This is a genomic window from Roseomonas elaeocarpi, assembly GCF_042433915.1.
In the GTDB taxonomy this organism is placed as follows: Bacteria; Pseudomonadota; Alphaproteobacteria; order Acetobacterales; family Acetobacteraceae; genus Roseomonas; species Roseomonas elaeocarpi.
The window spans coordinates 141,160-163,805 of record NZ_JBHLUN010000008.1 but is presented as its reverse complement, the minus strand read 5'-3'; the positions used below and the strand labels follow the sequence as shown (position 1 = coordinate 163,805).

Genomic DNA, 22,646 nt, shown 5'->3' with positions numbered 1-22,646 from the left:
GGGTGTGCGCCCCCTTCCGCCGTCATGCACCACACCACCCCCCCATCCGTGGACGACATCGCCTCGCTGGCCGAGGCCGCGCTCGGCGCGCTGCCGCTGGAGCTGCGCACCTCGGTGCGCGGCATCGCCATCCTGGTGGAGGAGGTTCCCGAGGACGAGGTGCTGGAGGAGATGGGCCTCGACCACCCCTGGGAGCTGACCGGCCTGTATCGCGGCGTGCCGCTGACGGAACGATCGGTGACCGATCTGCCGCGCGGGCCGGACACCATCGTGCTGTTCCGGGAGTCCATCCTGGTGGAATGGATCGAGACCGGCGAGGACCTGTTCCGGCTGGTGCGCAACGTGATCATCCACGAGGTCGGCCACCATTTCGGCTTTTCCGACACCGAGATCGCGCGGCTGGAAGAAGAAGGCGACGACGCGGCGCCCTGACCGGGCGGCGGCGGGAGAAACCGCGCCCGCGCTCAGTCCTCGTTGATCATGGCGCGGATCTTGGTCGCCAGCGCTTCCAGCGCGAAAGGCTTGGTGATCACGCGCATGCCCGGCTCCAGCACGCCGTTGCCGATCGCCGCGTTCTCGGCGTAGCCGGTGATGAACAGCACCTTCAGCCCCGGTCGCAGCACGCGTGCGGCATCGGCCAGCTGCCGGCCGTTCATGCCGCCGGGCAGGCCGACATCGGTGACCAGCAGGTCGATCCGGGTGTCGCCGCGCAGGATTTCCAGCGCCGGGGCGCCCTCGGCCGCTTCCAGCGCGCCGTAGCCCATCTCCTCCAGCACCTCGAGGGCGAGCATCCGCACCACCGGCTCGTCATCCACCACCAGCACGGTCTCGCCGGCGAAGGCGCGGGGCAGCGCCTGATCGATCGGCAGCGCCTCCGCCTGCTCGGCCTCGCCGAGGTAGCGGGGCAGGTAGAGGCGCACCGTGGTTCCCTGGCCGGGCTCGCTGTAAAGGCGGACATGGCCGCCGCTCTGCTTGGCGAAGCCGTAGACCATCGACAGGCCGAGCCCGGTGCCCTGGCCCTGCGGCTTGGTGGTGAAGAAGGGCTCGAAGACCCGCTCGATCACCTCGGGCGACATGCCGGTGCCGGTGTCGGTGACGGCGACCGCGACGTACTGGCCGGGCGCCACCTCGCGCTCCCGCGCGGCGTAGGCGTCGTCGAGATGGGCGTTGGCGGCCTCCACCGTCAGCCGTCCGCCCTCGGGCATGGCGTCGCGGGCGTTGATGCTGAGGTTGAGCAGCGCGTTCTCGAGCTGGTTCGGGTCGCACAGCGTGGTCCAGAGCCCGCCCGCCATCACGGTTTCCAGGTGGATCGCGGGGCCGATGGTGCGGCGGATCAGCTCGTCGATCGAGGCCACGAGGCGCTTCACGTCGGTGGGGCGTGGATCGAGGGTCTGCCGGCGCGAAAAGGCCAGCAGCCGGTGCGTCAGCGCCGCGGCGCGGTTGGCCGAGGTGACGGCGGCGCCGAGGTACCGCTCCAGCGTGTCGGTGCGCCCCTGCGCGATGCGGGTGCGCATCAGCTCCAGCGATCCGACGATGCCGGTGAGCAGGTTGTTGAAGTCGTGCGCGATGCCGCCGGTGAGCTGGCCCACCGCTTCCATCTTCTGCGACTGCACCAGTGCTTCCTGGGTCCGCAGCAGTTCCGCCGTGCGCTGCGCCACGCGGGCTTCCAGCTCCTCGGCCTGGCGCCGGTCCTCCTCGAAGGAGCGGGCATTGGCGAGGGCGGTGGCGAGGTGGCCGGCCAGGTCGGACAGGAAGGTGGCGTAGCTCTCGTCCGGCTGCAGCCGCGCGCCGAGGCCGGCCACGATCAGCGCCGCGGTCTCGTTCGGGCGGCTGGCATTGACCACCGGCAACACGGTGGCGTGCCGAACCGCCTCGGGCCAGGGATCGCGCACCAGCGGCTCCGCCAGGCGGGTTTCCAGCTCCGCCACCGTCACCGCGGCGTGGCTGTGCGCGGCCTCGGTCAGCGGCCAGGGCTGGTCCGCCGTGCCCAGCGCCACGGTGCGGGGGCTGAGCGGGCCGCCTTCTTCCAGCCCCGTGGCGGCGGCCAGCACGGCGTGGCGCGGGTTGGGGCCGGGCTCCAGCATGTAGATCAAGAGGAAGGGCAGGTCGGCCGGGTCCTCGCCGGCGAGCGTCGCGAAGCGGCGGCACGCGGCCTCGGCGCTGCGCCCCTGCGACGCGACGTCGGACAGCCGGCGCAGGAGGTTGCCGCGCCGCTCGCTGATCACGCGCGCGGTGGTCTCGATCACCGCGTTGAACAGCCCGGCCACGGCGCCGTCCTCGCCGTAGATCGGGCTGACGTTGTAGTTGAAGTAGCATTCCTCGACGTAGCCGCGCCGGCGCATCGGCAGCAGCCCGTCCTCGGTGTGCACGGCGACGCCGGTTTCGCGAATGGTGTTGAACATCGGCCCGATCACCGGCCAGATGTCGGCCCAGGCCTCGCGCGCCGGGCGGCCCAGCGCCCAGGGGTGCTTCTCGGCCGGGATCTCGCTCCAGGGGTCGTTGTAGAGCAGCACCATCTCCGGCCCCCAGTAGATGCAGACCGGGAAGCGCGAGTTCAGGCAGATGCCGAGCGAGGAGCGCAGCGTGGAGGGCCAGTCCTCCAGGGGGCCGAGCGGGGTTTCGCGCCAGTCCTTGTCGCGCATCAGCCGGCCCACGCGGCTGTCGGCACGGTCGATGGCGCGCAGGAAGCGCAAACTGCCCTCGCGCCGCTCCAGCTCGGCGGTCTTGCGGGCGGTGATGTCAGTGACGGTGCCCTGGGACAGCGGCGGGCGGGACGCGGCATCTCCGGATGCGCCTTCCTCCGCCTCGCCGCCCACCTCCTCGGAGGCCAGATTGACCCAGCGCCCATCCGCGAGGTGAAGGTCGAGCCGCAGCGCCGAGGCCAGCGCCGGTTCGGCCAGGACCCCCGCCAGCCGGTCGCGATCCTCCGGCGCCACGACGGCGAGCAACTCCTCGGGGGAAAGTCCCGGCGCGGTGGCGTGGGGTCGCAGGCCGAGATGCGCCGCCAGCAGCGCGTCGGTGCTGAAGCGCCCCGCAGCCGGGTCCCAGCGCCAGGTGCCCAGCACCGGCCCGGCCTCCAGCGCGAGGCGCAGCCGTTCCTCGGCCTGGGTCAGCGCCCGGCGGGTCGCCGCCGCGGCCTGTTCGCGCGTGATGTCGACCTGGGCCGCGAAGTAGTAGGCGAGGCGCCCCTCCGCGTCGCGGATCGGCGACAGGAACAGGCGGTTCCAGAAGGGGCTGCCGTCGCGCCGGTAGTTCAGCAGCTCCACCGTGCCCTGCTGCTCCGCCGCGATGATCTCGCGCATCAGCGTCACGGCGGCGGGGTCGGTGTCGGGGCCCTGGAGGAAGCGGCAGTTGTGGCCGACGACCTCGGCGGCGCTGTAGCCGGTCAGCCGCAGGAAGGCGTCGTTGGCGAAGACCACGGGATAGTCCGGCCGCGTCGCGTTGGTGAGCATCATGGCCACCGGGATCCGCTCCATCGCCAGGGCGAAGGGGTTCACGGCGGACGTCATGTCGGGCGCGGCGGCCGGACGGGCGGACGCGGCGAGCGGGGCGTGGGCCGGCGACCCGGCCTCGACATCCCAGGAACGCGCCGGCTCGGTCATGCCCGGGCACCCTCCACCGCGCGCCGCCGCGGGCATGCCCGCTCGCGCGCCCGATCCGTGCGACCATCGGCGACGTGCGGGGCGGGGTGACGCGGGGCCTGCGGCGCGGCGCGGGGCGAGGAAAGCGTCTGGCCCGCCGGCGAGGGATGGCTTCGTGTCATCTCGATCTTCCCGGATGGGGAGGCTGAGCCGGCGTGGATGCCCATGCCGGGCGCCACGCACCCGTGTCATGCCGAAGCCGAACCAACCAGCCGCGCGGTGGGCCGAAAAGGGCTGTTTGAACAAACGCCTCCGCAACCGGGGCGGTTGCGCCGGACCGGTGCGCGGCGCCTGGCCGGTGACGCGCGGGGCGGGGCGTGCTCAGCGCAGGACCCCGCGCACGACCTCCCGCAGGGCCGGCAGGACCTCGGCTTCGAACCAGGGGTTGGCGGCCGCCCAGCGGAGCGTGCGCCAGGACGGGTGGGGCAGCGGAAAATGCGTCGGCAGGTAGCGGCGGAAGTCGCGCACCCGTTCCGCCAGCCCCGGCCCGGGGCCCAGCACCAGCCGTTGGGCATAGGCGCCCACCAGCAGCCGGCAGCGCACCTCGCGCAACAGGGGCAGGATGCGCGGGTGCCAGATCGGCGCGCATTCCGGGCGCGGCGGGCAGTCGCCGCCGCGCGGGAGGCGGCCGGGGTAGCACAGGCCGGTGGGCAGGATCGCGACCTTGCTCGTGTCGTAGAAGGTGGCGCGGTCCAGTTCCAGCCAGTCGCGCAGCCGCTCGCCCGAGGCATCCTCGAAGGGGATGCCGGACAGGTGCGCCTTGGTGCCCGGCGCCTGGGAGGTGATCAGCAGCCTGGCGCCCGTGCCGACCTGCAGGATCGGCCGCGGCCCCAGCGGCAGCACCGGGGCGCAGACCGTGCAGCGGCGCGCCGCGGCGGCGGCGGTCTCCAGCGTGTCGGTGTCCGCTGGGCCATGCGCCTGGGTGGGGAGCTGGATCGGGGGCCGGGCGGGGTCCGAAGGGGCGGCCGGTTCGGGCCGGGGCGGCGTCGCGGCGGTGGGGCGCGGCATCGGCGGACAGGGGCATGGCGGAGCGGCCGGGGTCAATGCCACGCGGGATCAAGCCTCGGTGCGTCGTGGGGCGGCGTGCGGGGCGCGCCCGTGCGACGCCCGGCGTTACGGCGCCGGTGGCGCCGAGGTCCGCACCACCAGCTCGACCGGCACGGCGCCGGCGCGGGCGAAGTGCAGCGTGATGGGCACCCGGTCGCCGAGGCGCAGCGGCGCCCGGAGGCGCAGCAGCATCAGGTGCATGCCGCCCGGCGACAGCGTCGCGGCGCCGCCCGGGGGAAGCTCCACCGCCGCGAGCGGCCGCATCCGCATGACGCCGTTCTCGCTCGTGCTCTCGTGCAGTTCCACGGCGGCGGCAGCGGGGCTGTCCGCCCCCACGAGCCGGTCCGCCGTGCCGCCGCTGTTGCGGATCGTGAGGAAGCCGGCGCCCGTTCCGCCCGCCACCGCCGGGCGGGACCAGGCGGCGGTGACCGCGATGTCGCCCGCCGCGTCGCGCCGTGCCGCGCCCCCCTCCTGCGCCCGGGCCGCGGGGAAGGTGGCCGCGACGGCGAGGCAGGCGCCCAGCATCAGGCGGCGGAGGGTCGCGCGGCGCGGCAGCGGCGGAACGGGCTGGGACATGGGGCGATCCGTGTCGGCCGGCGGCGGGCCGTGGGTGGCGGGATGGGCAAGCCGGTGACGCCGGGCCCGGCAGGGCGATGGGGAGGGAAGCCCAGCGAAGGGGGCTGGACAAGGGAGCCGGACGCCGCGCCCGGGCGCGGTGCCCCGACGATGTGAGCCCGACGATGGGGACCGGTGACAGGGTCCAGTGACAGGGGCGCGGCCGGCTCAGCTCAGGGCGTAGTCGACCTCGGGCGTGTAGACCGAATGCTCCTTGCCGAGCTGCGAGGAGAAGAGCGTGAACTGTTCCATGCGCGCCGGCGTGGCGCGGAACAGGTTGTGCGCCTGCACGAAGGCCACCAGCTTGGGCACCTCCGCCCGGTCGGTGCGGGCGATCGTGACGTGGGGTGCGAAGCGGCGGCGCTCCGGCTCCAGCCCCACGCGCTGCAGGGCGGTCTCGATCTTGCTCTGCAGGTGGCTCAGCGCCTCGGTGCGCTCCACCCCGACCCAGAGGGCCTGGATGCGCCCGTTCTTCTCGAAGGTGCCGAGCCCCCGGAGCGTGAGGTCGAAGGGCCGGGCGCGGATGGCGCTCAGCGCCTCGTCCACCTCCTCGGCCCGCCAGCGCTCGATGCCGCCGATGAAGCGCAGCGTCAGGTGGTAGTTGTCGGGCGGCAGCCAGCGCGCGCCCGGAATGCCGCCGGCCAGGGCGGACAGCTCCACCCGCAGGGCTTCGGGCAGGGCCAGGGCAACGAAGAGTCGAAGCATCGGATCGGAGCCCCCCAAGGCTCGGGTGATGTCGCAACAAAGGTCTTCCGCGCCCCCGCCGCGTCGCCCGCCCCCCGGCTGGCCGCGCGGCGGGGGCGCGAAGTTCAGCTGGGCTCGGTCTTGCGCAGCAGCGCTTCCACGGCGGGCAGCATCCGCGCCACGATCACCTTCACGCCCTGCGGGTTCGGGTGGATGCGGTCGGCCTGGTTCAGCGCGGCGTCGCCCGCCACGCCGTCCAGCAGGAAGGGGTAGAACACCGCTTCCGGATGGGCCTGGTGCAGGCGGGTGAAGCTGTCGGCGAACTCGCGCCCATACTCGGCGCCGAGGTTGGGCGGCGCCAGCATCCCGGCCAGCAGCGCGGGCAGGTTGCGGGCCTTCAGCGCATCGAGGATGGCGCCCAGATTCGCCTCGGTGTCCTTGGGGTCGAGGGCGCGCAGCCCGTCATTGCCGCCCAGCGCCACGATCACCGCGTCGGGCTTGTCGGCCAGTGCCCAGTCGAGGCGCGAGCGGCCGCCCGCGGTGGTGTCGCCCGACACGCCGGCATCGAGCACCGTGACCGGCAGCCCCTTGGCCCGCAGCGCGGCCTCGAGCTGCACCGGCAGGCCTTGCTCATGCGCGAGGCCGTAGGCGGCGGTGATGGAGTCGCCCAGCATCAGGAGACGGAGCGGGCGGGTGGTGGCGCCCGGCGTCCCGCCCCCGTTGTTCGGCGTTGCGGGGGCGCCCTGGGCCGCGGCCTGGCCGGCGGCAGGCGGTAAACTCCCCAGAAGACACATTGCGAAACCGCATATGCCCCTGTGCAGCGCAGTGCGCCGGGGCAATCTCTGGGCGATGCCGGACACCATGACCTCCTCCTCGCCCCATCGCACGCCCCTGGGCGCCCCCACGGGGGCGGCACCGCTGATCGAGGCGCGCGACCTGACCTTCAAGGTGGCCACGGCTGGGGGGACCGTCAACATCGTCAAGGGCGTGGACCTCAGCGTCCGCCCCGGCGAGGCGATCGGCGTGGTGGGCCCCTCGGGCTCGGGCAAGACCTCGATCCTGATGCTGCTGGCGGGGCTGGAGCGGGCCAGCACCGGCACGCTGCGGGTGGCGGGGCAGGACCTGTCGCGCCTGGATGAGGACGCGCTGGCGCGGCTGCGCCGCGAGCAGGTCGGCATCGTGTTCCAGGCCTTTCACCTGATCCCCACCATGACGGCGCGCGAGAACGTGGCGGTGCCGCTGGAATTCGCCGGCCGCGGCGATGCCTTCGCCCGCGCCGAGGCGGCGCTGCGGCAGGTGGGCCTGGCGCACCGGCTGGACCATTATCCCGGCCAGCTTTCGGGCGGCGAGCAGCAGCGCGTGGCGCTCGCCCGCGCCTTCGTGGCCGAGCCCGCGCTGCTGCTGGCCGACGAGCCCACCGGCAACCTCGACCGCGCGACCGGCGAGGTGGTGATGGACCTGCTGTTCGGAATGCGCGAGCGCTTCGGCACCACGCTGATCCTGATCACCCACGACCCGGCGCTGGCCGCGCGCTGCGAGCGGCAGGTGCGGATCGAGGACGGGCGGATCGTGAGCGACACGGCGACGGGGGAGGGCGCCGGGGACGATGCGGCGGCCGCGACCGGGCTGGCCACGGGCGGCGTGCCGGGGGTGGGTGCCGGGCGCGTTCCAGGCGGAGCCGCGGCGCACGGCGCGGTGCCCAACGCGGGCTCCGGTGCCGGCACCGCGGGCGAGCGGGCCTCGGCCTCGTGAGCACGCTCGCGACCGGCTGGCGCTTCGCGCGGCGGGAGCTGCGCGGCGGCATCAAGGGATTGCGCATCGTGCTGGCCTGCCTGGCGCTGGGCGTGGCGGCGATCGCGGCGGTGGGCACCCTGCGCTCGGCCACCGAGGCGGGGCTGGCTGCGGACGGGGCGAAGCTGCTGGGCGGCGACCTGGAGGTGCGCTCCACCTACCGGCCGCTGCCCGAGGAGGCGCTGCGCTGGCTGCGGGAACAGGGCGCCACGGTCAGCGAAACGATCCAGATGCGGGCCATGGCGGTGGCCGGGGGTCCGGCGGCGGTCGGCGGAACGGCGCCCGTTGGCGGCGCGCCGGGCACGGGTGCGCCCGATAGCAGCGCGTCGGACACCAGCGCGCCGGGCGCCGTTGCACCGGCCCCCGGTACGCCGGCTGCCGCTGCTGCGCCCGGGACCGCCGACGCCGGAACGCCCGCCGGGGCCGAGGCGCCCGCGCCGACCTCGGGGCGCAACCGCTCGCTGGTGGAGCTCAAGGCGGTGGATGGCAGCTACCCGCTCTACGGCGCGCTGGTGCTCGACCCGCCAGGCGGGCTGGCCCAGCAGGCGGAGGCGGATGGGCGCTGGCCGCTGGCGCTGGAACGGGTGGTGCTCGATCGGCTGGGGCTGAAGACCGGCGACACGGTGCGCATCGGCGAGGCGCGCTTCGCGCTGCGCGGCGTGGTGGCGGAGGAACCCGACAAGGTGTCGGGCGCCTTCCAGTTCGGGCCGCGCGCTACGATCCCGCTCGCGGCGGTGCCGGCCACCGCGCTGATCCAGCCGGGCTCGCTGGTGACCTACGCTTATCGCCTGCGCCTGCCCGCGGGCGTTGCGGCGGACGGCTTCGCCGACCGCTTCCGGGCGCAGCGCTTCTTCGACAGCGGCTGGCGCCTGCGCGACGCCACCGAGGGCGCGCCGGGCGTCGGGCGCTTCGTGGACAGTGCGGCCTCCTTCCTGACGCTGGCGGGGCTGACGGCGCTGCTGGTGGGCGGCATCGGCGTGGCGACGGGGGTACGCTCCTGGCTCGACCGCCGGGCGCGTACCATCGCCACGCTGCGCTGCCTGGGCGCGCCGGCCTCAGCGATCTTCGTGTGCTACCTGCTGCAGGTGCTGGTGCTGGCGGCGGCCGGGATCGTGGCGGGCCTCGTCGCGGGCACCGCGCTGACCTGGATCGCGGCCACGGCGCTGGCGGGGGTGCTGCCGGTGCCGCCGCGGCTGGGCTTCTACCCGGCGCCGCTGGCGCTGGCGGCGCTCTACGGGCTGCTGACGGCGCTGGCCTTCTCGCTCTGGCCGCTGGCCCGCGCACGCGAGATCCCGGGTGCCGCGCTGTTTCGCGACGCGGTGCAGCCGGTGCGGGGCTGGCCGCGCCTGTGGCTGCTGCTGCTCAACGCCGCGGCGGGGCTGGTGCTGGTGGCGCTGGTGGTGCTGACCTCGGACCAGAAGATGTTTGCGCTGTGGTTCTGCCTCGGCGCGCTGCTGACGCTGGGGCTGTTTCGCGCCGGCGCCTGGGCGCTGCAAAGCGTGGCACGGCGCTTCCGGGGGGTGCGGCAGCCGGTGCTGCGGCTGGGGCTGGCGAACCTCCACCGGCCCGGAGCGCCAACGGCGCTGATGCTGGTGTCGCTGGGCATCGGCCTGACCACGCTGGCGGCGGTGGCCCTCATAGAGGGCAACCTGCGCCGGCAGATCGGGGAAAGCATCCCCGACCAAGCGCCGAGCTTCTTCTTTATCGACATCCAGAGCGATCAGGCCGGGCGCTTCGAGGCGCTGGCGCGCGGCGTGCCGGGGGTCGAGGACGTGGTACAGGTGCCCTCGCTGCGCGCCCGCATCACCGCGATCAAGGGCGTGCCGGTGGAGCAGGTCCATGTCAGCGAGGACAGCGAGTGGGCGCTGCGCGGCGACCGCGGGCTGACCTATGCCGCGACCCCGCCGGAGGGCACGCGCCTCGTGGCCGGGCAGTGGTGGCCGGCGGACTACCGCGGGGCGCCGCTGGTGTCGCTCGATGCCAACCTGGCGCGCGGCTGGGGCGTGAACATCGGCGACACCGTGACGCTGAACGTGCTGGGGCGCGATGTCAGCTTCGAGGTGCGGTCACTGCGCGACATCCAGTGGCGAGGACTGGGGCTGAACTTCGCGCTGATCGCCTCGCCGGGTCTGCTGGAGTCGGCGCCGCACACCAACATCGCCACCGTCCGTGCCGCCCAGGCGAGCGAGGCCGGGGTGCTGCGCGCCGTCACCGACGCGCTGCCCAACGTCACCGGCATCTCGGTGCGCGAGGCGCTGGACGCGCTGGGCGGCATCCTGGGGCAGATCGCGACGGCGCTGACCTCCACCGCCGCGCTGACGCTGCTGGCCGGCATCCTGGTGCTGGCGGGCGCGGTGGCGGCGGGGCAGGCCAAGCGCATCCGCGATGCGGTGATCCTCAAGACCGTGGGCGCCACGCGCGGGCAGATCCGCAACGCCTGGCTGGTGGAATTCGGGCTGCTGGGCCTGACCGCCGGGCTGATCGCGGCGGCGGCGGGAACGCTGGCCTCCTGGGGCGTGGTGCGCTTCGTGATGAAGCTGGACTGGGCCTTCCTGCCGGGCACGCTGGCGGTGACGGTGCTGGGCTGCGCGCTGCTCACGCTCGCGATGGGCTGGGCCGGCACGGCGCTGGCGCTGCGGGTGCGGCCGGCACCGCTGCTGCGCAACGAGTAGGCCGGGCGGTAGGGGCCTTGGGCAGAAGCGTGCCGGAATCCGCCGCCACCGTGCCGGGCGTGCCGGCTGCCGCTGCGGGGCTTGAGGCGGTGGCGGCGGCGGTTCAGGGTCCCCTTCCGCCGCGCCGCGTGACAGCGCCCGCGGCGGAGCGGCGAGCCAGGTGCCGACCGCCCAGACCACCACGGAGTACCGCATGAGCCAGCCGAGCCCATCCCTTGCCCGGGCCACCCCCAGCGCCACCGAGCCCTGCGACCTGCCGGCCACCGAGGCGCGGGCGCTGATCGGCGCGAAGCGGCTTTCGGCCACGGAGCTGCTGGAAAGCTGCCTCGCGCGCATCGAGGCGGTGGACCCGGCCGTGAACGCCATGGTGGCGCTGGACGTGGACGGCGCGCGCACCGCGGCGAAGCTGGCGGACGCGGCGGTGATGCGGGGCGACGCTCTGGGGCCGCTGCATGGGCTGCCGATCGGGGTGAAGGACCTCCAGGACACCGCCGGGCTGCGCACCACCTACGGCAGCGTGCTGTTCCGCGACCACGTCCCGACCGAGGACCAGGGCATCGTGCGCTCCGTGCGGGGAGCCGGGGCGATCGTGCTGGGCAAGACCAACACGCCGGAATTCGGCGCCGGCGCCAATACCCGCAACGCGGTCTACGGCGTGACCGGCAATCCGTTTGATCCCACGAAGTCGGCGGCGGGTTCCTCCGGCGGGTCGGGCGTGGTGCTGGCCACGGGCATGGTGCCGATCGCCACCGGGTCGGATACCGGCGGATCGCTGCGCAACCCGGCGGCCTTCAACGGCATCGTGGGCTTCCGCCCTTCGCCGGGGCTGGTGCCCTTCGAGAAGCGGCCGCTGGGCTGGTCGGGATTGAGCGTGCTGGGGCCGATGGCGCGCAACGTGGCGGACCTGGCGCTGCTGCTCTCCACCATGGCCTCCGACAGCGGGCTCGATCCGCTGTCGAGCCGGATCGACGGCACGACCGTCCGCACGGCGGCGGAATTCGCGGTGCCGGGTGCGGTGGACCTCGCCTCGCTGCGGGTGGCGATCACGCCCGATTTCGGCTTCGCGCCGACGGAGCGCCACATCCGCGAGGTTTTCGCCGAAAAGACCGCGCTGTTTCGCGACAGCTTCGCCCTCGCCGAGGACGCGACGCCCGACTGCGAGGGCGCCGACCGCACCTTCGAGGTGCTGCGCGCCATGAGCTTCATGGCCGGCATGTACGAGCGCGTGCGCGACACCCCCGACCAGATCGGCCCCAACGTCCGCGCCAATGTCGAGGAAGGGCTGGGCTATTCCGCGCTGGACGCCGCCAAGGCGATGCAGGCGCAGACCGTGATGTACCGCCGCTGGCAGAGCTTCTTCGACCGCTTCGACGTGATCCTGGCGCCGGCGGTGACGCTCAGCCCGCGTCCCTGGAGCGAGCTCTTCCCAGCCGAGATCGACGGCGTGAAAACCCGCACCTACTTCCACTGGCTGGCGCTGGCCTACGCGCCGACGCTGGTGGGGCACCCGGCCATTTCCCTGCCGGTGGGGCTGGACCGCCACGGCATGCCCTTCGGCCTGCAGATCGTGGGACCGCGCGGAGGCGACGCCAAGGTGATCGCGGTGGCGGCGGCGCTGGAGCGGCTGCTGGCCGGCGACCCACGCACGGCGCGGCCGGTGCCGGACCTGGCGAAGCTGCGCGCGGCGCGACCGATCAAGGAAAGCCCGAACTTCCTCGGCTTCGACTGAAGAGGAGGGAATCGATGCCACGGCACCCAGGGAAGGGCGCGGCCCTGCCGGCGAGGGGGCGCCGGGACCGTCCCGGCCCCACCACGCTGGGCCGGCGGAAGCGGGCACCGTCGTGACCGTTGAAGCCTTCACCGAGGCGGATGCCGGCTGGCTGCGCCGGGCCTTCCGGGGTGCCGCGGCGGCGCGGGCGCGGGGCGACCGGCCCTTCGCGGCGGTGGTGGTGGACGGCTCGGGCGCCATGCTGGCGGAAGCGGGCTCCACCCAAGGGGCGAGCGGCGACGGCACGCTGGCGCATAGCGAGATGAACGTGCTGGGCGCCGTGATCCGGGCGGGCGTGAGGCGGGACCGGCTGGGCGGCGCCACGATCTATTCTTCGGGCGAGCCCTGCGCCATGTGCGCGGCCGCGATCTTCTACAGCGGAATCGGGCGCGTGGTGTACGGTCTCTCGGCCGGGGCGATCCTGGCGCTTCGCAATGCCCGGCCGGAAACCGCCGGGCTTACGCTTGGTTGCAGGGAAGTGCTGTTGCGGGCCCACGCGCCACCCCATGTTCTGGGCCCATGCCTGGAGAATGAGGGCGCCGAGCCGCATCGCGGATACTGGACGGAGGGGGCCTGAAGGGACCGGGCCCAAACTCTCCCATTGATCCGCATTACAGGATGTCCATATATCCCATGACGGCGGGGTGGTCCCAAACCTCATCCCGCCAGGAGGAGTTCTCTGAGCTATGGCATTGCGTCCCGACAACCGCTTCCCGACGGGCGGTTCGGTGTGGACCCAGCCTCAGGGGCGGGCCGGCACTGACGCCGCCGTCCTGGATGCCGGGCTCCGCGCCTATATGCTGCGGGTCTACAACTGGATGGCGTCCGGCCTCGCGCTGACCGCGATCGTGGCCTACGTGATCGCGAACACGTCCGTGGCCCAGGCCTTCTGGACGGTGGGCCGCACCCGCGCGGGCTACCTGGTCACGCAGCCGACGCTGCTGGGCTGGGCCGCCATCTTCGCCCCGCTGGCCTTCGTCCTGGTGCTGAGCTTCGGCGTCAACCGGATGCAGAAGAGCACGGTGCAGGCGCTGTTCTGGGCCTTCGCCGCCGCGATGGGCGCCAGCATGGCGAACCTGTTCGTGGTCTATACTCAGACCTCGATCGCCAGCACCTTCCTGGTGACGGCGGGCATGTTCGCGGCGGTCAGCCTGTATGGCTACACCACCAAGACCGACCTGACGCGCATGGGCAGCTTCATGATGATGGGCCTGTTCGGCATCATCATCGCCGGGCTGGTGAACATGTTCGTGGGTTCGACGGCCCTGCAGTTCGGCATCAGCGTGATGGGCGTGATCATCTTCGTGGGCCTGACCGCCTACGACACGCAGCGCATCAAGGCGGACTACATCCAGTACGCCTATGCCGAGGGCAGCGACGAGGCGGCCAAGCGCTCGGTCTTCGACGCGCTGGGCCTGTACCTGAACTTCGTGAACCTGTTCCAGTTCCTGCTGCAGTTCATGGGCGCGCGGAACCAGTCGAACTAAGCTTCGGCGACACAACGCGAAAGGGCCCCGGGGAGCGATCCCCGGGGCCCTTTTCTTTGTCACGCCCCTGGCGCGGAGGGGATCACTCCTCGCCGTCCATATCCTCGTCCTCGTCCTCGACATCCTCATCCTTGTCGGCCGGGTCGTTCTTGCCGCCCTTCTCCGCCTTGTTGAGGTGCTCCATCAGCTTGGCCGTGGCCTTGACCTTGTCGGTGCCGTCGCGCGCCGCGACCTCCATCGACAGGCGGTCCAGCGCCAGCTCGTAGATCTGCCGCTCGGAGAAGGACTGGTCCGGCTGGCCGGCGTTGCGGTGCAGGTCGCGCACCACCTCGGCGATGGCGATCGGGTCGCCGCTGTTGATCTTCTGCTCGTATTCCTGGGCACGGCGCGACCACATGGTGCGCTTGATCCGCGCCTTGCCGCGCAGCGTCGCCATGGCGTCGTCCATCACCTTGGGCGAGGCGAGCTTGCGCAGCCCGGACGAGGGCGCCTTGGCCATGGGAACCTTCAGCGTCATCCGGTTCTCCTCGAAGGTGATCACGATCACCTTCAGGGTCGTGCCGGCAACGGGAACTTCCTCGATGCCCTGCACCTGGCCGACGCCGTGGGTCGGATAGACCACGTGGTCGCCGGCCTTGAAGTCCGAGCCCTTGTTGCCGAGCGGCTTGGGCGGGGGCGCCGGGCGGATGGGGCCGGCCGGAACCGACGGGGAGGCCACCGGGGCCGCGGCGGTCGGCGTTTCGCCGGCGTCGGAGGCACGGGCCTCCACCGCGTCGGCCGGCACGGCGTCGTCCTTGGGGGAGGAGGGGTTCATCTTCCCGGGGGGCGTGGCGCGAACAGCCTTCATTCTGCTACCTCCAGTTCGGCCAGGGCGAGTGCCGGTGCGGTGTGCCGGACGGCCGCCCGGGCCGGATCAGGTCTCGTGCGCCGGGTGCTCGCGCCGTTCAATCACCCACGGCACAGGTCCGGCGGGGCAATCGGGGGCGCGGCGCCGGACCGACGGGTTCGCGAACCCGACGCCGCAGGGGGCGGCGGGTTGCATCGCGAACCGGAAACGATGCGCGTCCCTAGCACAAAAAAGCCCCCGAACCCAGGGCTTCGGGTCGGGGGCTTCGGATCGTGGTGCTTTTCAGCGGCGCCGCGGGGTGCGACCGGCGGCCGTGCTGGCACGCTCGTGGCGGCCCTGCGGCCTCAGGGCCTGCCGGGCTCAGGGTTGACCAGCCTCAGGGCTTGCCAGGCTCGGGGCTCAGCAGCTTGGCCTTGTCGGGCTTGCCGTTCCATTCCTCGGCGTCCGCCGGCGCCTCGCCCTTGCGGGTGATGTTGGGCCACTGCGTCGAGTAGGTGCGGTTGATCTCGGCCCAGGCGGTGGCCTTGTCGTCGCTGTCGGGCAGGATCGCCTCGGCCGGGCATTCGGGCTCGCACACGCCGCAGTCGATGCACTCGTCGGGATGGATCACCAGGAAGTTCTCGCCGACGTAGAAGCAGTCCACCGGACACACCTCGACGCAGTCCATGTACTTGCACTTGATGCAGTTCTCGGTGACGACGTAGGTCACTTCGGCAGGCTCCTGATCGGCGGGCCCCGTGTCGGGAGGCCCGGCGCGCGGCGGTGGCGGCGTATGTCGGTGTGTGGGCGCTCACATGGCAAGCGCAGAGCAATCCGGCAAGCTGTTGCTTCACCGGGGCAGCCCTGTTCGGCGCAACGATGGCCCGGTCGGGGGCAGAAGGCTGCCGCTCGGGGCGATCGCCCGGGTGTCGCGGTGGGGCTCGCGCGGCCGTGCCGGCGCCGTCCACCGGGCAGGCTGTCACCGGGACTGCCAGATCGGAACCGGGCCGCGGATGACCGACCGGCCCGCCGGGTGTCCGTCACCCCGGATGCCGGTCTGCCCGCGCCTCCCCATGCCGGTCGAGCCCGGCCCGATGCCCGTGCGTCTCCCATTTCGCGCCGGGATGACCGAAGCTGGCCCCTCGGCTGACAAGAAAAAGGGAACGTCATGGGCTACGAGGCTGACGAGGCACGCTACGGCGGCGCCATGCCTTACCGGCGCTGCGGGCGCAGCGGGCTGCTGCTGCCAGCGATCTCGCTGGGGCTGTGGCAGAACTTCGGTGGGGTGGACGTGTTCGAAACCGGCCGCGCCCTGCTGCGCCGCGCCTTCGACCGCGGCGTCACCCACTTCGACCTGGCCAACAACTACGGCCCGCCCTACGGCTCGGCGGAAAGCAACTTCGGCCGCTGGCTCGCCGAGGATTTCCGCCCTTATCGCGACGAGCTCATCGTGTCGTCCAAGGCCGGCTACGGCATGTGGCCCGGCCCCTATGGCGGCCCGTCGGGCAGCCGCAAGTACATCATCGCCAGTGCCGACCAGAGTCTCCGTCGCACGGGCCTCGACTACTTCGACATCTTTTATTCCCACCGGATGGACGAGGCGACGCCCCTGGAGGAAACGGCGGGCGCGCTCGCGCAGCTGCACCGCCAGGGCAAGGCCCTCTACATCGGGATCTCCTCCTACACGGCGGAGCGGACGCGGGCGATCGGCGACATCCTGCGGGCGGAAGGCGTGCCGCTGCTGATCCACCAGCCCCGCTACTCGCTGCTGGAGCGCGGCATCGAGGGGGAGCTGCTCGACACGCTCGAGGAGCGCGGCATCGGCTGCATCGTGTTCTCGCCGCTGGCGCAGGGGTTGCTGACCGACAAGTACCTCCACGGCATCCCGGCCGACGCGCGCGCCGCCCGGGGAGGCTCTCTCTCGCCCAGCGCGCTGTCGCCGGAACGCGCCGAGGTGCTGCGGAAGCTGGCGGCCGTCGCGCGGGAGCGCGGGCAGAGCCTGGCACAGATGGCGGTCACCTGGGTGCTGCGCAGCCCGCGCGTGACCTCGGCGCTGGTGGGGGCGCGAACGTTGGAGCAACTGGACGAGCTCCTCGATGCCACGTCGGGCGCGCCGCTCTCGGAGGAGGAGTTACGCAGGATCGAGGAGGCTCTCGCCGCGGCCTAGACCGCCGCGCGAGCCTGACGGGCGGTCATGGCCCGAATGGCCGGCGTCTGCGCCGGGCGCCGCTCCCTGTGCCAGCGCGGCTTCTGAGCGCGGTCTTGCCGCACCTCGCCGTGAGCGATCCCGGAGCGACGGGCGTGGGGGCAGCCGCGAACGGGAGCTGTTGCACCTCCACGCCTTCCTCTTTACCGTTCGGTACAGCCAAGACCGAATGGTAAAGGATCGATCCATGTCCCGTCCTCCTTTTCCGCCCTTCAGCCCTGAGACGGCAGCCCAGAAGGCACGTCTGGCCGAAGACGCCTGGAACAGCCGCGATCCCGAACGGGTGTCGCTGGCCTATACGGAGGACAGCTGCTGGAGAAACCGCGCCGAGTTCATCACGGGACGGGAGGAGATCACCGCCTTCCTGGCGCGCAAGTGGCGGCGGGAACTGGACTACCGGCTGATCAAGGAGGTCTGGGCGCATGACGGCAACCGCATCGCCGTGCGCTTCGCCTACGAGTGGCACGACGATAGCGGTCAGTGGTTTCGCTCCTACGGCAACGAGAACTGGAAGTTCGATGGGGCCGGGCTGATGTCGCACCGCCACGCCTCGATCAACGACCTTCCGATCAGAACAGAGGACCGCAAGTTCCACTGGCCGCTCGGCCGCCGTCCGGACGATCATCCCGGCCTGAGCGAGCTGGGCCTGTAGCCGCGTGCCGCGCCTGGTCGCCGAGCGGGAGGACACGCTGGCACCGCTCACGGAGGTGTTTCGTGAGCATGGCTACGAAGGTGCCACCCTGGCCCTGCTCGGCAAGGCGACGGGGCTGGGCAGGGGCAGCCTCTACCACTTCTTCCCGGGCGGGAAGGACGAGATGGTGTCGGCCGTGCTCGCCGAGATCGATGGCTGGTTCGAGGCCCGCATCTTCGCGCCGCTGCTGAGCGACGACAGTCCGGACCAGGCCATCGACGCCATGTTCGACGCGGTGTCCGGCTATTTCAGGTCTGGCCGGCGCGTCTGCCTCATGGGGACGCTGGCGCTGGGCGAGGGGCGTGACCGCTTCGCCGCCGCCGTCAGCCGCTACTTCGCGCGCTGGATCGGCGCACTGACCGGTGCACTGCAGCGCCGGGGTCTCGACGCGGCCGCGGCGCTGGCGCTTTCCGAGGAGGTCGTGACGGGCCTCCAGGGCGCCATCGTGCTGGCACGCGCCCTGAATGAGCCGGCGGTGTTCGAACGCGCGGTGATGCGGATGCGAGGGAGGCTGCGGGCCGGCAGCCCAGCCTGATGGCTGCGCGAGGCTTGCCTTGCCCGGTCAGCCGGGTGCGCCCTCAGTCCGCCAGTTCCTCGTAGAGGGTGCGGGCTTCCGGCGCTGGGCCGCGGCGTTCCGCCAGCGCCAGCACCCGCCAGACGCGGATGCTGCCGCGCTCCGCCCCGCCGATCGCCAGGGTCAGCACGTCACCCGCCCGCAGCCGCGCGTGCGGCTTGTCGGTGGGCTGGCGATTGAGACGGACCGCACCCTCTTCCACCAGCCGGGCGCAGGCGGCGCGGGTCTTGGCCACCCGCGCGCACCAGAGCCACCAGTCGAGCCGCTGGTGCGGCCCGTGGCCCCCTGGCGGTGCTGCGTCCTCGCCGCTCAAGCCTTACTTGCCGAGCTTGAGCTTCTGCAGCACCGCGAAGGGGCTGTCCGGATCGGGGCCGGGGCCGCGCTGCGGGCCGCTGCTGCTGAAGGGGCGGAGCTCCCGATTGTCGCGCCGGTCGTCGCGGCGATCGCCGCGCGGCGGGCCGCGGAAGCCGCCGCGGTCGTTGTTGCGGTCACCGCCCGGCCTGTTGCCGCGCTCGCCCTGCGCCTCGCGCGGACGGTCGCCCTGGGGCCGGTCGCCATGGGGTCGATCACCCTGCGGCCGGTCCCCACGCGGGCGGTCCCCGCCATGGCGGTCTCCCTGGGGGCGATCTCCGCGGGGACGGTCACCCTGGTTGCGTTCCCCCTGGGAGCGTTCACCCTGCGGCCGGTCGCGGCGGGGCGGCCGGTTGTCGCGGCGCGCTTCGTCGGCCGCCGGTGCCTCGGCGCCGGCTTCCACGGCGATGCCCTCGGCGGACGGTGCCTCACCGGGAGGTGCAGTCTCGCCGGGGGCGGGGCGCTGGCCACCCCCACGCTCCGGCCGGCGGTTATTGCCGCGGTGGCCGTCGCGGTTCTCGGGTCGTCCGCGGCCTTCGGGGCGGCGGTGGCGCGGGCCGTGGTCGTCGCGCCGCACCGCCACCATCACCGGGGCGGGCGGGCCGAACATGTCTTCGGGCAGCGGCTCGGCGTTGAGGAGGCGGAAGCCCAGCGCCTGCAGGGCCGGGGCCAGCGCGTCGGACTTCAGCCCCAGGCGGCTCGCCACGTCGTGCGGCAGCAGTGCCGGCGCACGCCGCGCCAGGTGGCCGAGCTCGCCCGCCACGCGCTCCGCCACGTCGAGGCGGATCAGCACCTCGCCCGCCGGCACCCAGCCCATCTGCGCCGCGAAGCCCGCGGGCCAGTTGGAAGGCGGCGTGATCGAGACGAGGCCGCCCACGGGCAGTGGCGGCACCGCGCTCTCGGCCGCCAGCGACCAGAGCTGCGCCCGCAGCGCCATCGGCTTGGGCTTGAGCATCTCGGGCAGGTAGAGCGCGAAGCGGCCGGCGCGCACGCCCACGGTCTTGAGCTTGGCGCGCAGGTCCGCCGGGATCTCACGCTCCGTGCCGCCGGGCAGGAGGCCCAGGTACTCGCGCAGGCGGAACAGGTGGCCGCGGAGTGCCGAGTCCTCGGCCGCCTTGGCCTCGGCGGCCTCCAGCGGCGCCAGCGCGGCCTTGATCGTGTTCTCGAGCCAAGTGGCCAGCCGCGCGCGGATACGGTCGCGCTGGGCGGTGTCCAGCAGGTCGGAGTTCAGCGGCTCCACCAGCGGCTTGTCGGGCGAGGGGCCGGCCTTGAGGCGGGCGATCTCGGCGGCCTCGTGCCCCGGCGAGCCCGGCGGCGGCGAGCCCGGCATGGTCCAGGTCACGCGCTGCAGCGGGGTCAGGCCGAAGGCGTCGTCGGCGGAGGCTTCCACCTGCGACACGCGGCGCGGCACCTCGTCGCGGAGCGCCCGGCGGGCGGCGCGGAGCACGACCTTGCGCTCCTCCTCCGAGGTTTCGGCCGTGGTGTCCGGCTCGAACAGGAAGCCCGTCAGCTTGCCCACCGGGTGGCCTTCCACCATGACCTCGCCGCGGCGGGTCACGGAGGACATCAGCTCTTCGTCGTTTTCGTCGAGTTTGCGCATGAGATGGGCAGCCCTGCGGTCCACGAAGCGCGCCGTCAAGCGTTCGTGCAGCGCGTCGGACACCTTATCCTCGGCTGAACGTGCTTCACCCTGCAAGGCGGCAGCGTCGCGGAACCAGTCGTTGCGTGCGGCGATGAAGCTCCACACGCGGATGGAGGCGAGCCGGGACATCAGCGTGTCCAGGTCGCCCTCGATGTTGTCGCAGTTCCGGATGCCGGAGCGGATCCAGTCCTCGGGCAGGCGCCCGTCCTCGGCCAGATGCTTGAAGACCCGGGCGCAAAGGCTCTGGTGCGTCTCGTCCGCCAACTTGCGGAAATCGGGAATGCCGCAGGCCTCCCAAAGCAGGCGCACGCGGGCGCGGCTGTTGGCCAGGCGGCGGACGTCCGGATCGCGGCTGAGCGCCGAGAGCGTCACGTAGTCGTCGGCGTCGCTGCCGCGCGTGAGGCCGGCAAAGGGCGGCGGGGCCGACAGGCTGTTGAGCAGGTCGTCGGGCGAGGCGAAGTCCAGCGCCGAGTTGCGCCAGGCCAGCGTTTGCAGCGCCTCGAACTGGTGGCCCTCGATCTTGTCCACGATCTCGTCGGACAAGGGCGGGCAGTCGGCGGTGACGCCGAAGGAACCGTCGCGCATGCCGCGCCCGGCGCGGCCGGCGATCTGCGCCGCCTCCTGGGCATTGAGCTCGCGCGCCCGGTGGCCGTCGAACTTGGTGAGCGAGGCGAAGGCGACGTGGTCCACGTCCATGTTCAGGCCCATGCCGATCGCGTCGGTGGCCACCAGGAAGTCGACCTCGCGGTTCTGGTAGAGCGCGACCTGGGCGTTGCGGGTGCGGGGGGACAGGCGCCCCATCACCACGGCGCAGCCGCCGCGCCGGCGCCGGATGGCCTCGGCGATGGCGTAGACCTCGCCCGCCGAGAAGGCGACCACGGCGGAGCGCGACGGCAGGCGGGTCAGCTTGGCCGGGCCGGCGTAGGTCAGCTGGCTCAGGCGGGGACGGGTGTCGATTTCCGCCCTGGGGACCAGCCGGTGCAGCAGCGGGCGGATCGTTTCGGCACCCAGGAACATGGTTTCCACCATGCCCCGCGCGTGGAGGAGGCGGTCGGTGAAGATGTGCCCGCGGTCCGGGTCGGCGCAGAGCTGGATCTCGTCGACGGCGACGAACTCCACCTTGCGGTCGAGCGGCATGGCCTCGACCGTGCAGGAGAACCAGCGCGCCTCGGGGGGGAGGATCTTTTCCTCGCCGGTGATCAGCGCGACGAAGCGGGCCCCCTTGGCCGCGACCATGCGGTCGTAGTTCTCGCGCGCCAGCAGGCGCAGCGGGAAGCCGATGATGCCCGAGGAATGCGCCAGCATCCGGGTGATCGCGAGATGTGTCTTGCCCGTGTTGGTCGGGCCGAGCACGGCCTTGACCCGGTGCTCGAACATCGGCGTGTCATGAGAACTCATTCGAGGGGAGTGTGTGGCGCTGCCGGGAGCGCTTGGCAACCGTGCCGATGCGCGAGGGTCGCGATGGTGCGGTTCCTGCCCCAGCGTCCCGCCCCGTGGCCGCCGCGCCGAACATCCCCCAAGACGCCCTATGGAGCGCCAGGATGCCGCGGGATCGGGCGATTTTCCGCCGGATTTGGCCTGGGCGGGCCTGTTTTCTGGCGCCCGGGGATTGGCGAGGTCCCGGCGGAGCGCCGATAACGGCTCCGTGTTCGCGCGGCCTGAGATGCGCGGCGATATGGTTCGCACCACTGCGGACGAGGCGCGGACCCTGCTTCCACCGGAGCGGCGGCCCGCCGGTTGGAGGAGCCCGAGCATGATCTCACGTCGCATGGTGGCCACGGCCGGCAGCTTCGCCGCGCTGGCCTCGGGAACCGGTGTTCTAAGCACGGGGCTGATCGGCACGGCCGCCGCCCAGGCGCCGGCTTCCGCCCCGGCTGCCGCGGCCGGTGGCGAGACGACCTTCGACCGCATCAAGCGTACCCGCAAGCTGCGCATCGGCGCGGTGTCGGGCGGCACGCCCTACTACACCAAGGACCTCGCCAGCGGGGAATGGAAGGGCTTCTACATCGACCTGAGCAAGGCCCTGGCGCAGGAGGTCGAGGCCGAGCTCGAGATCAACGAGACCACCTGGGGCAATGCGGTGCTGGACCTGCAGAGCAACAAGCTCGACGTGTTCTTCGGGCTGAACCCGACGCCCAAGCGGGCGCTGGCGGTGGATTTCTCGGTGCCGGTGTTCAACAACGCCTTCTCCTTCATCACCAAGAAGGGCCTGGCGGCGGAGAGCTGGAGCGACCTGAACAAGCCCGAGATCCGCATCGCGGTGGACAGCGGCTCCTCGCACGACGGCGCGGTGACGCGGCTCTGCCCCAACGCGCAGATCCTGCGCTTCAACTCGGCCGACGAGGCGACCATGGCGCTGCGCTCCGGCCGCGCCGACGCGCAGTGCCTGGTGATCATCCTGGCGCTGACCGTGATGAAGAAGGTGCCCAACCTCGGCACCGTGGTGACGCCCAAGCCTACCTTCGTGACGACCTCCAACGCCGGCTTCCGGCGCGAGGCCGACAAGACGTGGCGCGACTTCGTCAACGTCTGGATCGACTACAACCGCGGGCTCGGCGTGGTGCGGCAGGCGATCGTCAACAACATGAAGCTGGTGGGCGTCGAGGAGTCCGACTTCCCGTCCGGCCTGACGCTCTGACCACGGACTAAGC

At 72.6% G+C, this 22,646-nt stretch carries 19 protein-coding genes; 10 read left to right on the top strand and 9 right to left on the bottom strand.

Annotation, left to right across the window (positions count from 1 at the left end):
• Window positions 1-24: 24 nt before the first annotated feature.
• Entirely contained in the window at window positions 25-432 is a 408-nt protein-coding gene (locus tag ACFFGY_RS12175; RefSeq protein WP_377044767.1) for a metallopeptidase family protein, read from the top strand.
• A gap of 32 nt (window positions 433-464) precedes the next feature.
• Here the strand turns inward: ACFFGY_RS12175 and ACFFGY_RS12170 are convergent, their stop codons facing one another.
• From ACFFGY_RS12170 to ACFFGY_RS12150, 5 genes are all read right to left on the bottom strand, one after another.
• The gene (locus ACFFGY_RS12170) at window positions 465-3,602 is read right to left on the bottom strand and encodes a PAS domain-containing protein (RefSeq protein ID WP_377044766.1); all 3,138 of its coding nucleotides are present in this window, start codon (window positions 3,600-3,602) and stop codon (window positions 465-467) included.
• 360 nt (window positions 3,603-3,962) lie between these two features.
• Window positions 3,963-4,649: a uracil-DNA glycosylase family protein gene (locus tag ACFFGY_RS12165; protein ID WP_377044765.1), complete on the bottom strand. Its 687-nt coding sequence runs from the start codon at window positions 4,647-4,649 to the stop codon at window positions 3,963-3,965.
• Window positions 4,650-4,754: 105 nt separating this feature from the next.
• Entirely contained in the window at window positions 4,755-5,264 is a 510-nt protein-coding gene (locus tag ACFFGY_RS12160; protein ID WP_377044764.1) for a copper chaperone PCu(A)C, read from the bottom strand.
• 207 nt (window positions 5,265-5,471) lie between these two features.
• Entirely contained in the window at window positions 5,472-6,008 is a 537-nt protein-coding gene (gene thpR / locus ACFFGY_RS12155) for an RNA 2',3'-cyclic phosphodiesterase (RefSeq protein ID WP_377044763.1), read from the bottom strand.
• 104 nt (window positions 6,009-6,112) lie between these two features.
• The gene (locus tag ACFFGY_RS12150) at window positions 6,113-6,661 is read right to left on the bottom strand and encodes an arylesterase (RefSeq protein ID WP_377044762.1); all 549 of its coding nucleotides are present in this window, start codon (window positions 6,659-6,661) and stop codon (window positions 6,113-6,115) included.
• Between the two features lie 175 nt (window positions 6,662-6,836).
• Between ACFFGY_RS12150 and ACFFGY_RS12145 the strand changes: the two genes are divergently transcribed.
• From ACFFGY_RS12145 to ACFFGY_RS12125, 5 genes are all read left to right on the top strand, one after another.
• Window positions 6,837-7,739 carry an ABC transporter ATP-binding protein gene (locus ACFFGY_RS12145; RefSeq protein ID WP_456316161.1) on the top strand — a complete coding sequence of 301 codons (903 nt, stop codon included), beginning with the start codon at window positions 6,837-6,839 and terminating at the stop codon, window positions 7,737-7,739.
• Complete coding sequence (locus tag ACFFGY_RS12140; protein ID WP_377044761.1) at window positions 7,736-10,450, top strand: ABC transporter permease; 2,715 nt, start codon at window positions 7,736-7,738, stop codon at window positions 10,448-10,450. Before ACFFGY_RS12145 ends, ACFFGY_RS12140 begins: the two co-directional genes overlap by 4 nt.
• Window positions 10,451-10,610: 160 nt before the next feature.
• On the top strand, window positions 10,611-12,179 hold the full coding sequence (locus ACFFGY_RS12135; RefSeq protein WP_456316160.1) for an amidase: 1,569 nt from the start codon (window positions 10,611-10,613) through the stop codon (window positions 12,177-12,179).
• Between the two features lie 112 nt (window positions 12,180-12,291).
• Window positions 12,292-12,795 carry a deaminase gene (locus ACFFGY_RS12130; RefSeq protein ID WP_377044760.1) on the top strand — a complete coding sequence of 168 codons (504 nt, stop codon included), beginning with the start codon at window positions 12,292-12,294 and terminating at the stop codon, window positions 12,793-12,795.
• Between the two features lie 109 nt (window positions 12,796-12,904).
• Entirely contained in the window at window positions 12,905-13,705 is an 801-nt protein-coding gene (locus tag ACFFGY_RS12125) for a Bax inhibitor-1/YccA family protein (protein WP_377044759.1), read from the top strand.
• A gap of 82 nt (window positions 13,706-13,787) precedes the next feature.
• On the opposite strand, the gene ACFFGY_RS12120 is transcribed toward ACFFGY_RS12125, so the two are convergent.
• Window positions 13,788-14,552: a CarD family transcriptional regulator gene (locus tag ACFFGY_RS12120; protein ID WP_377044758.1), complete on the bottom strand. Its 765-nt coding sequence runs from the start codon at window positions 14,550-14,552 to the stop codon at window positions 13,788-13,790.
• A gap of 376 nt (window positions 14,553-14,928) precedes the next feature.
• Window positions 14,929-15,261: a ferredoxin FdxA gene (gene fdxA, locus ACFFGY_RS12115; RefSeq protein WP_377044757.1), complete on the bottom strand. Its 333-nt coding sequence runs from the start codon at window positions 15,259-15,261 to the stop codon at window positions 14,929-14,931.
• Window positions 15,262-15,699: 438 nt separating this feature from the next.
• Between fdxA and ACFFGY_RS12110 the strand changes: the two genes are divergently transcribed.
• From ACFFGY_RS12110 to ACFFGY_RS12100, 3 genes are all read left to right on the top strand, one after another.
• Window positions 15,700-16,698 (top strand): aldo/keto reductase, encoded by a 999-nt coding sequence (locus ACFFGY_RS12110; protein ID WP_377044756.1) that lies wholly within the window; start codon window positions 15,700-15,702, stop codon window positions 16,696-16,698.
• A gap of 226 nt (window positions 16,699-16,924) precedes the next feature.
• The gene (locus tag ACFFGY_RS12105) at window positions 16,925-17,389 is read left to right on the top strand and encodes a nuclear transport factor 2 family protein (protein ID WP_377044755.1); all 465 of its coding nucleotides are present in this window, start codon (window positions 16,925-16,927) and stop codon (window positions 17,387-17,389) included.
• Window positions 17,390-17,393: 4 nt separating this feature from the next.
• Entirely contained in the window at window positions 17,394-17,963 is a 570-nt protein-coding gene (locus tag ACFFGY_RS12100) for a TetR/AcrR family transcriptional regulator (RefSeq protein ID WP_377044754.1), read from the top strand.
• Between the two features lie 43 nt (window positions 17,964-18,006).
• Here the strand turns inward: ACFFGY_RS12100 and ACFFGY_RS12095 are convergent, their stop codons facing one another.
• Together ACFFGY_RS12095 and ACFFGY_RS12090 are read right to left on the bottom strand one after the other, a co-directional pair.
• Entirely contained in the window at window positions 18,007-18,315 is a 309-nt protein-coding gene (locus ACFFGY_RS12095; RefSeq protein WP_377044753.1) for an RNA-binding S4 domain-containing protein, read from the bottom strand.
• 3 nt (window positions 18,316-18,318) lie between these two features.
• Entirely contained in the window at window positions 18,319-21,372 is a 3,054-nt protein-coding gene (locus ACFFGY_RS12090) for a helicase-related protein (protein WP_377044752.1), read from the bottom strand.
• Between the two features lie 376 nt (window positions 21,373-21,748).
• Between ACFFGY_RS12090 and ACFFGY_RS12085 the strand changes: the two genes are divergently transcribed.
• Window positions 21,749-22,633, top strand: a complete 885-nt coding sequence (locus ACFFGY_RS12085) for a transporter substrate-binding domain-containing protein (protein ID WP_377044751.1) — start codon at window positions 21,749-21,751, stop codon at window positions 22,631-22,633.
• Window positions 22,634-22,646 lie beyond the last annotated feature (13 nt).

Coding starts and splice junctions, on each gene's coding strand:
- ACFFGY_RS12175 (WP_377044767.1), top strand. CDS start 25: ATGCACCACACCACCCCCCCATCCGTGGACGACATCGCCTCGCTGGCC.
- ACFFGY_RS12105 (WP_377044755.1), top strand. CDS start 16,925: ATGTCCCGTCCTCCTTTTCCGCCCTTCAGCCCTGAGACGGCAGCCCAG.
- ACFFGY_RS12110 (WP_377044756.1), top strand. CDS start 15,700: ATGGGCTACGAGGCTGACGAGGCACGCTACGGCGGCGCCATGCCTTAC.
- ACFFGY_RS12150 (WP_377044762.1), bottom strand. CDS start 6,661: ATGCTGGGCGACTCCATCACCGCCGCCTACGGCCTCGCGCATGAGCAA.
- ACFFGY_RS12090 (WP_377044752.1), bottom strand. CDS start 21,372: ATGTTCGAGCACCGGGTCAAGGCCGTGCTCGGCCCGACCAACACGGGC.
- ACFFGY_RS12165 (WP_377044765.1), bottom strand. CDS start 4,649: ATGCCGCGCCCCACCGCCGCGACGCCGCCCCGGCCCGAACCGGCCGCC.
- thpR (WP_377044763.1), bottom strand. CDS start 6,008: ATGCTTCGACTCTTCGTTGCCCTGGCCCTGCCCGAAGCCCTGCGGGTG.
- ACFFGY_RS12145 (WP_456316161.1), top strand. CDS start 6,837: ATGCCGGACACCATGACCTCCTCCTCGCCCCATCGCACGCCCCTGGGC.
- ACFFGY_RS12120 (WP_377044758.1), bottom strand. CDS start 14,552: ATGAAGGCTGTTCGCGCCACGCCCCCCGGGAAGATGAACCCCTCCTCC.
- ACFFGY_RS12085 (WP_377044751.1), top strand. CDS start 21,749: ATGATCTCACGTCGCATGGTGGCCACGGCCGGCAGCTTCGCCGCGCTG.
- ACFFGY_RS12170 (WP_377044766.1), bottom strand. CDS start 3,602: ATGACCGAGCCGGCGCGTTCCTGGGATGTCGAGGCCGGGTCGCCGGCC.
- ACFFGY_RS12160 (WP_377044764.1), bottom strand. CDS start 5,264: ATGTCCCAGCCCGTTCCGCCGCTGCCGCGCCGCGCGACCCTCCGCCGC.
- ACFFGY_RS12125 (WP_377044759.1), top strand. CDS start 12,905: ATGGCATTGCGTCCCGACAACCGCTTCCCGACGGGCGGTTCGGTGTGG.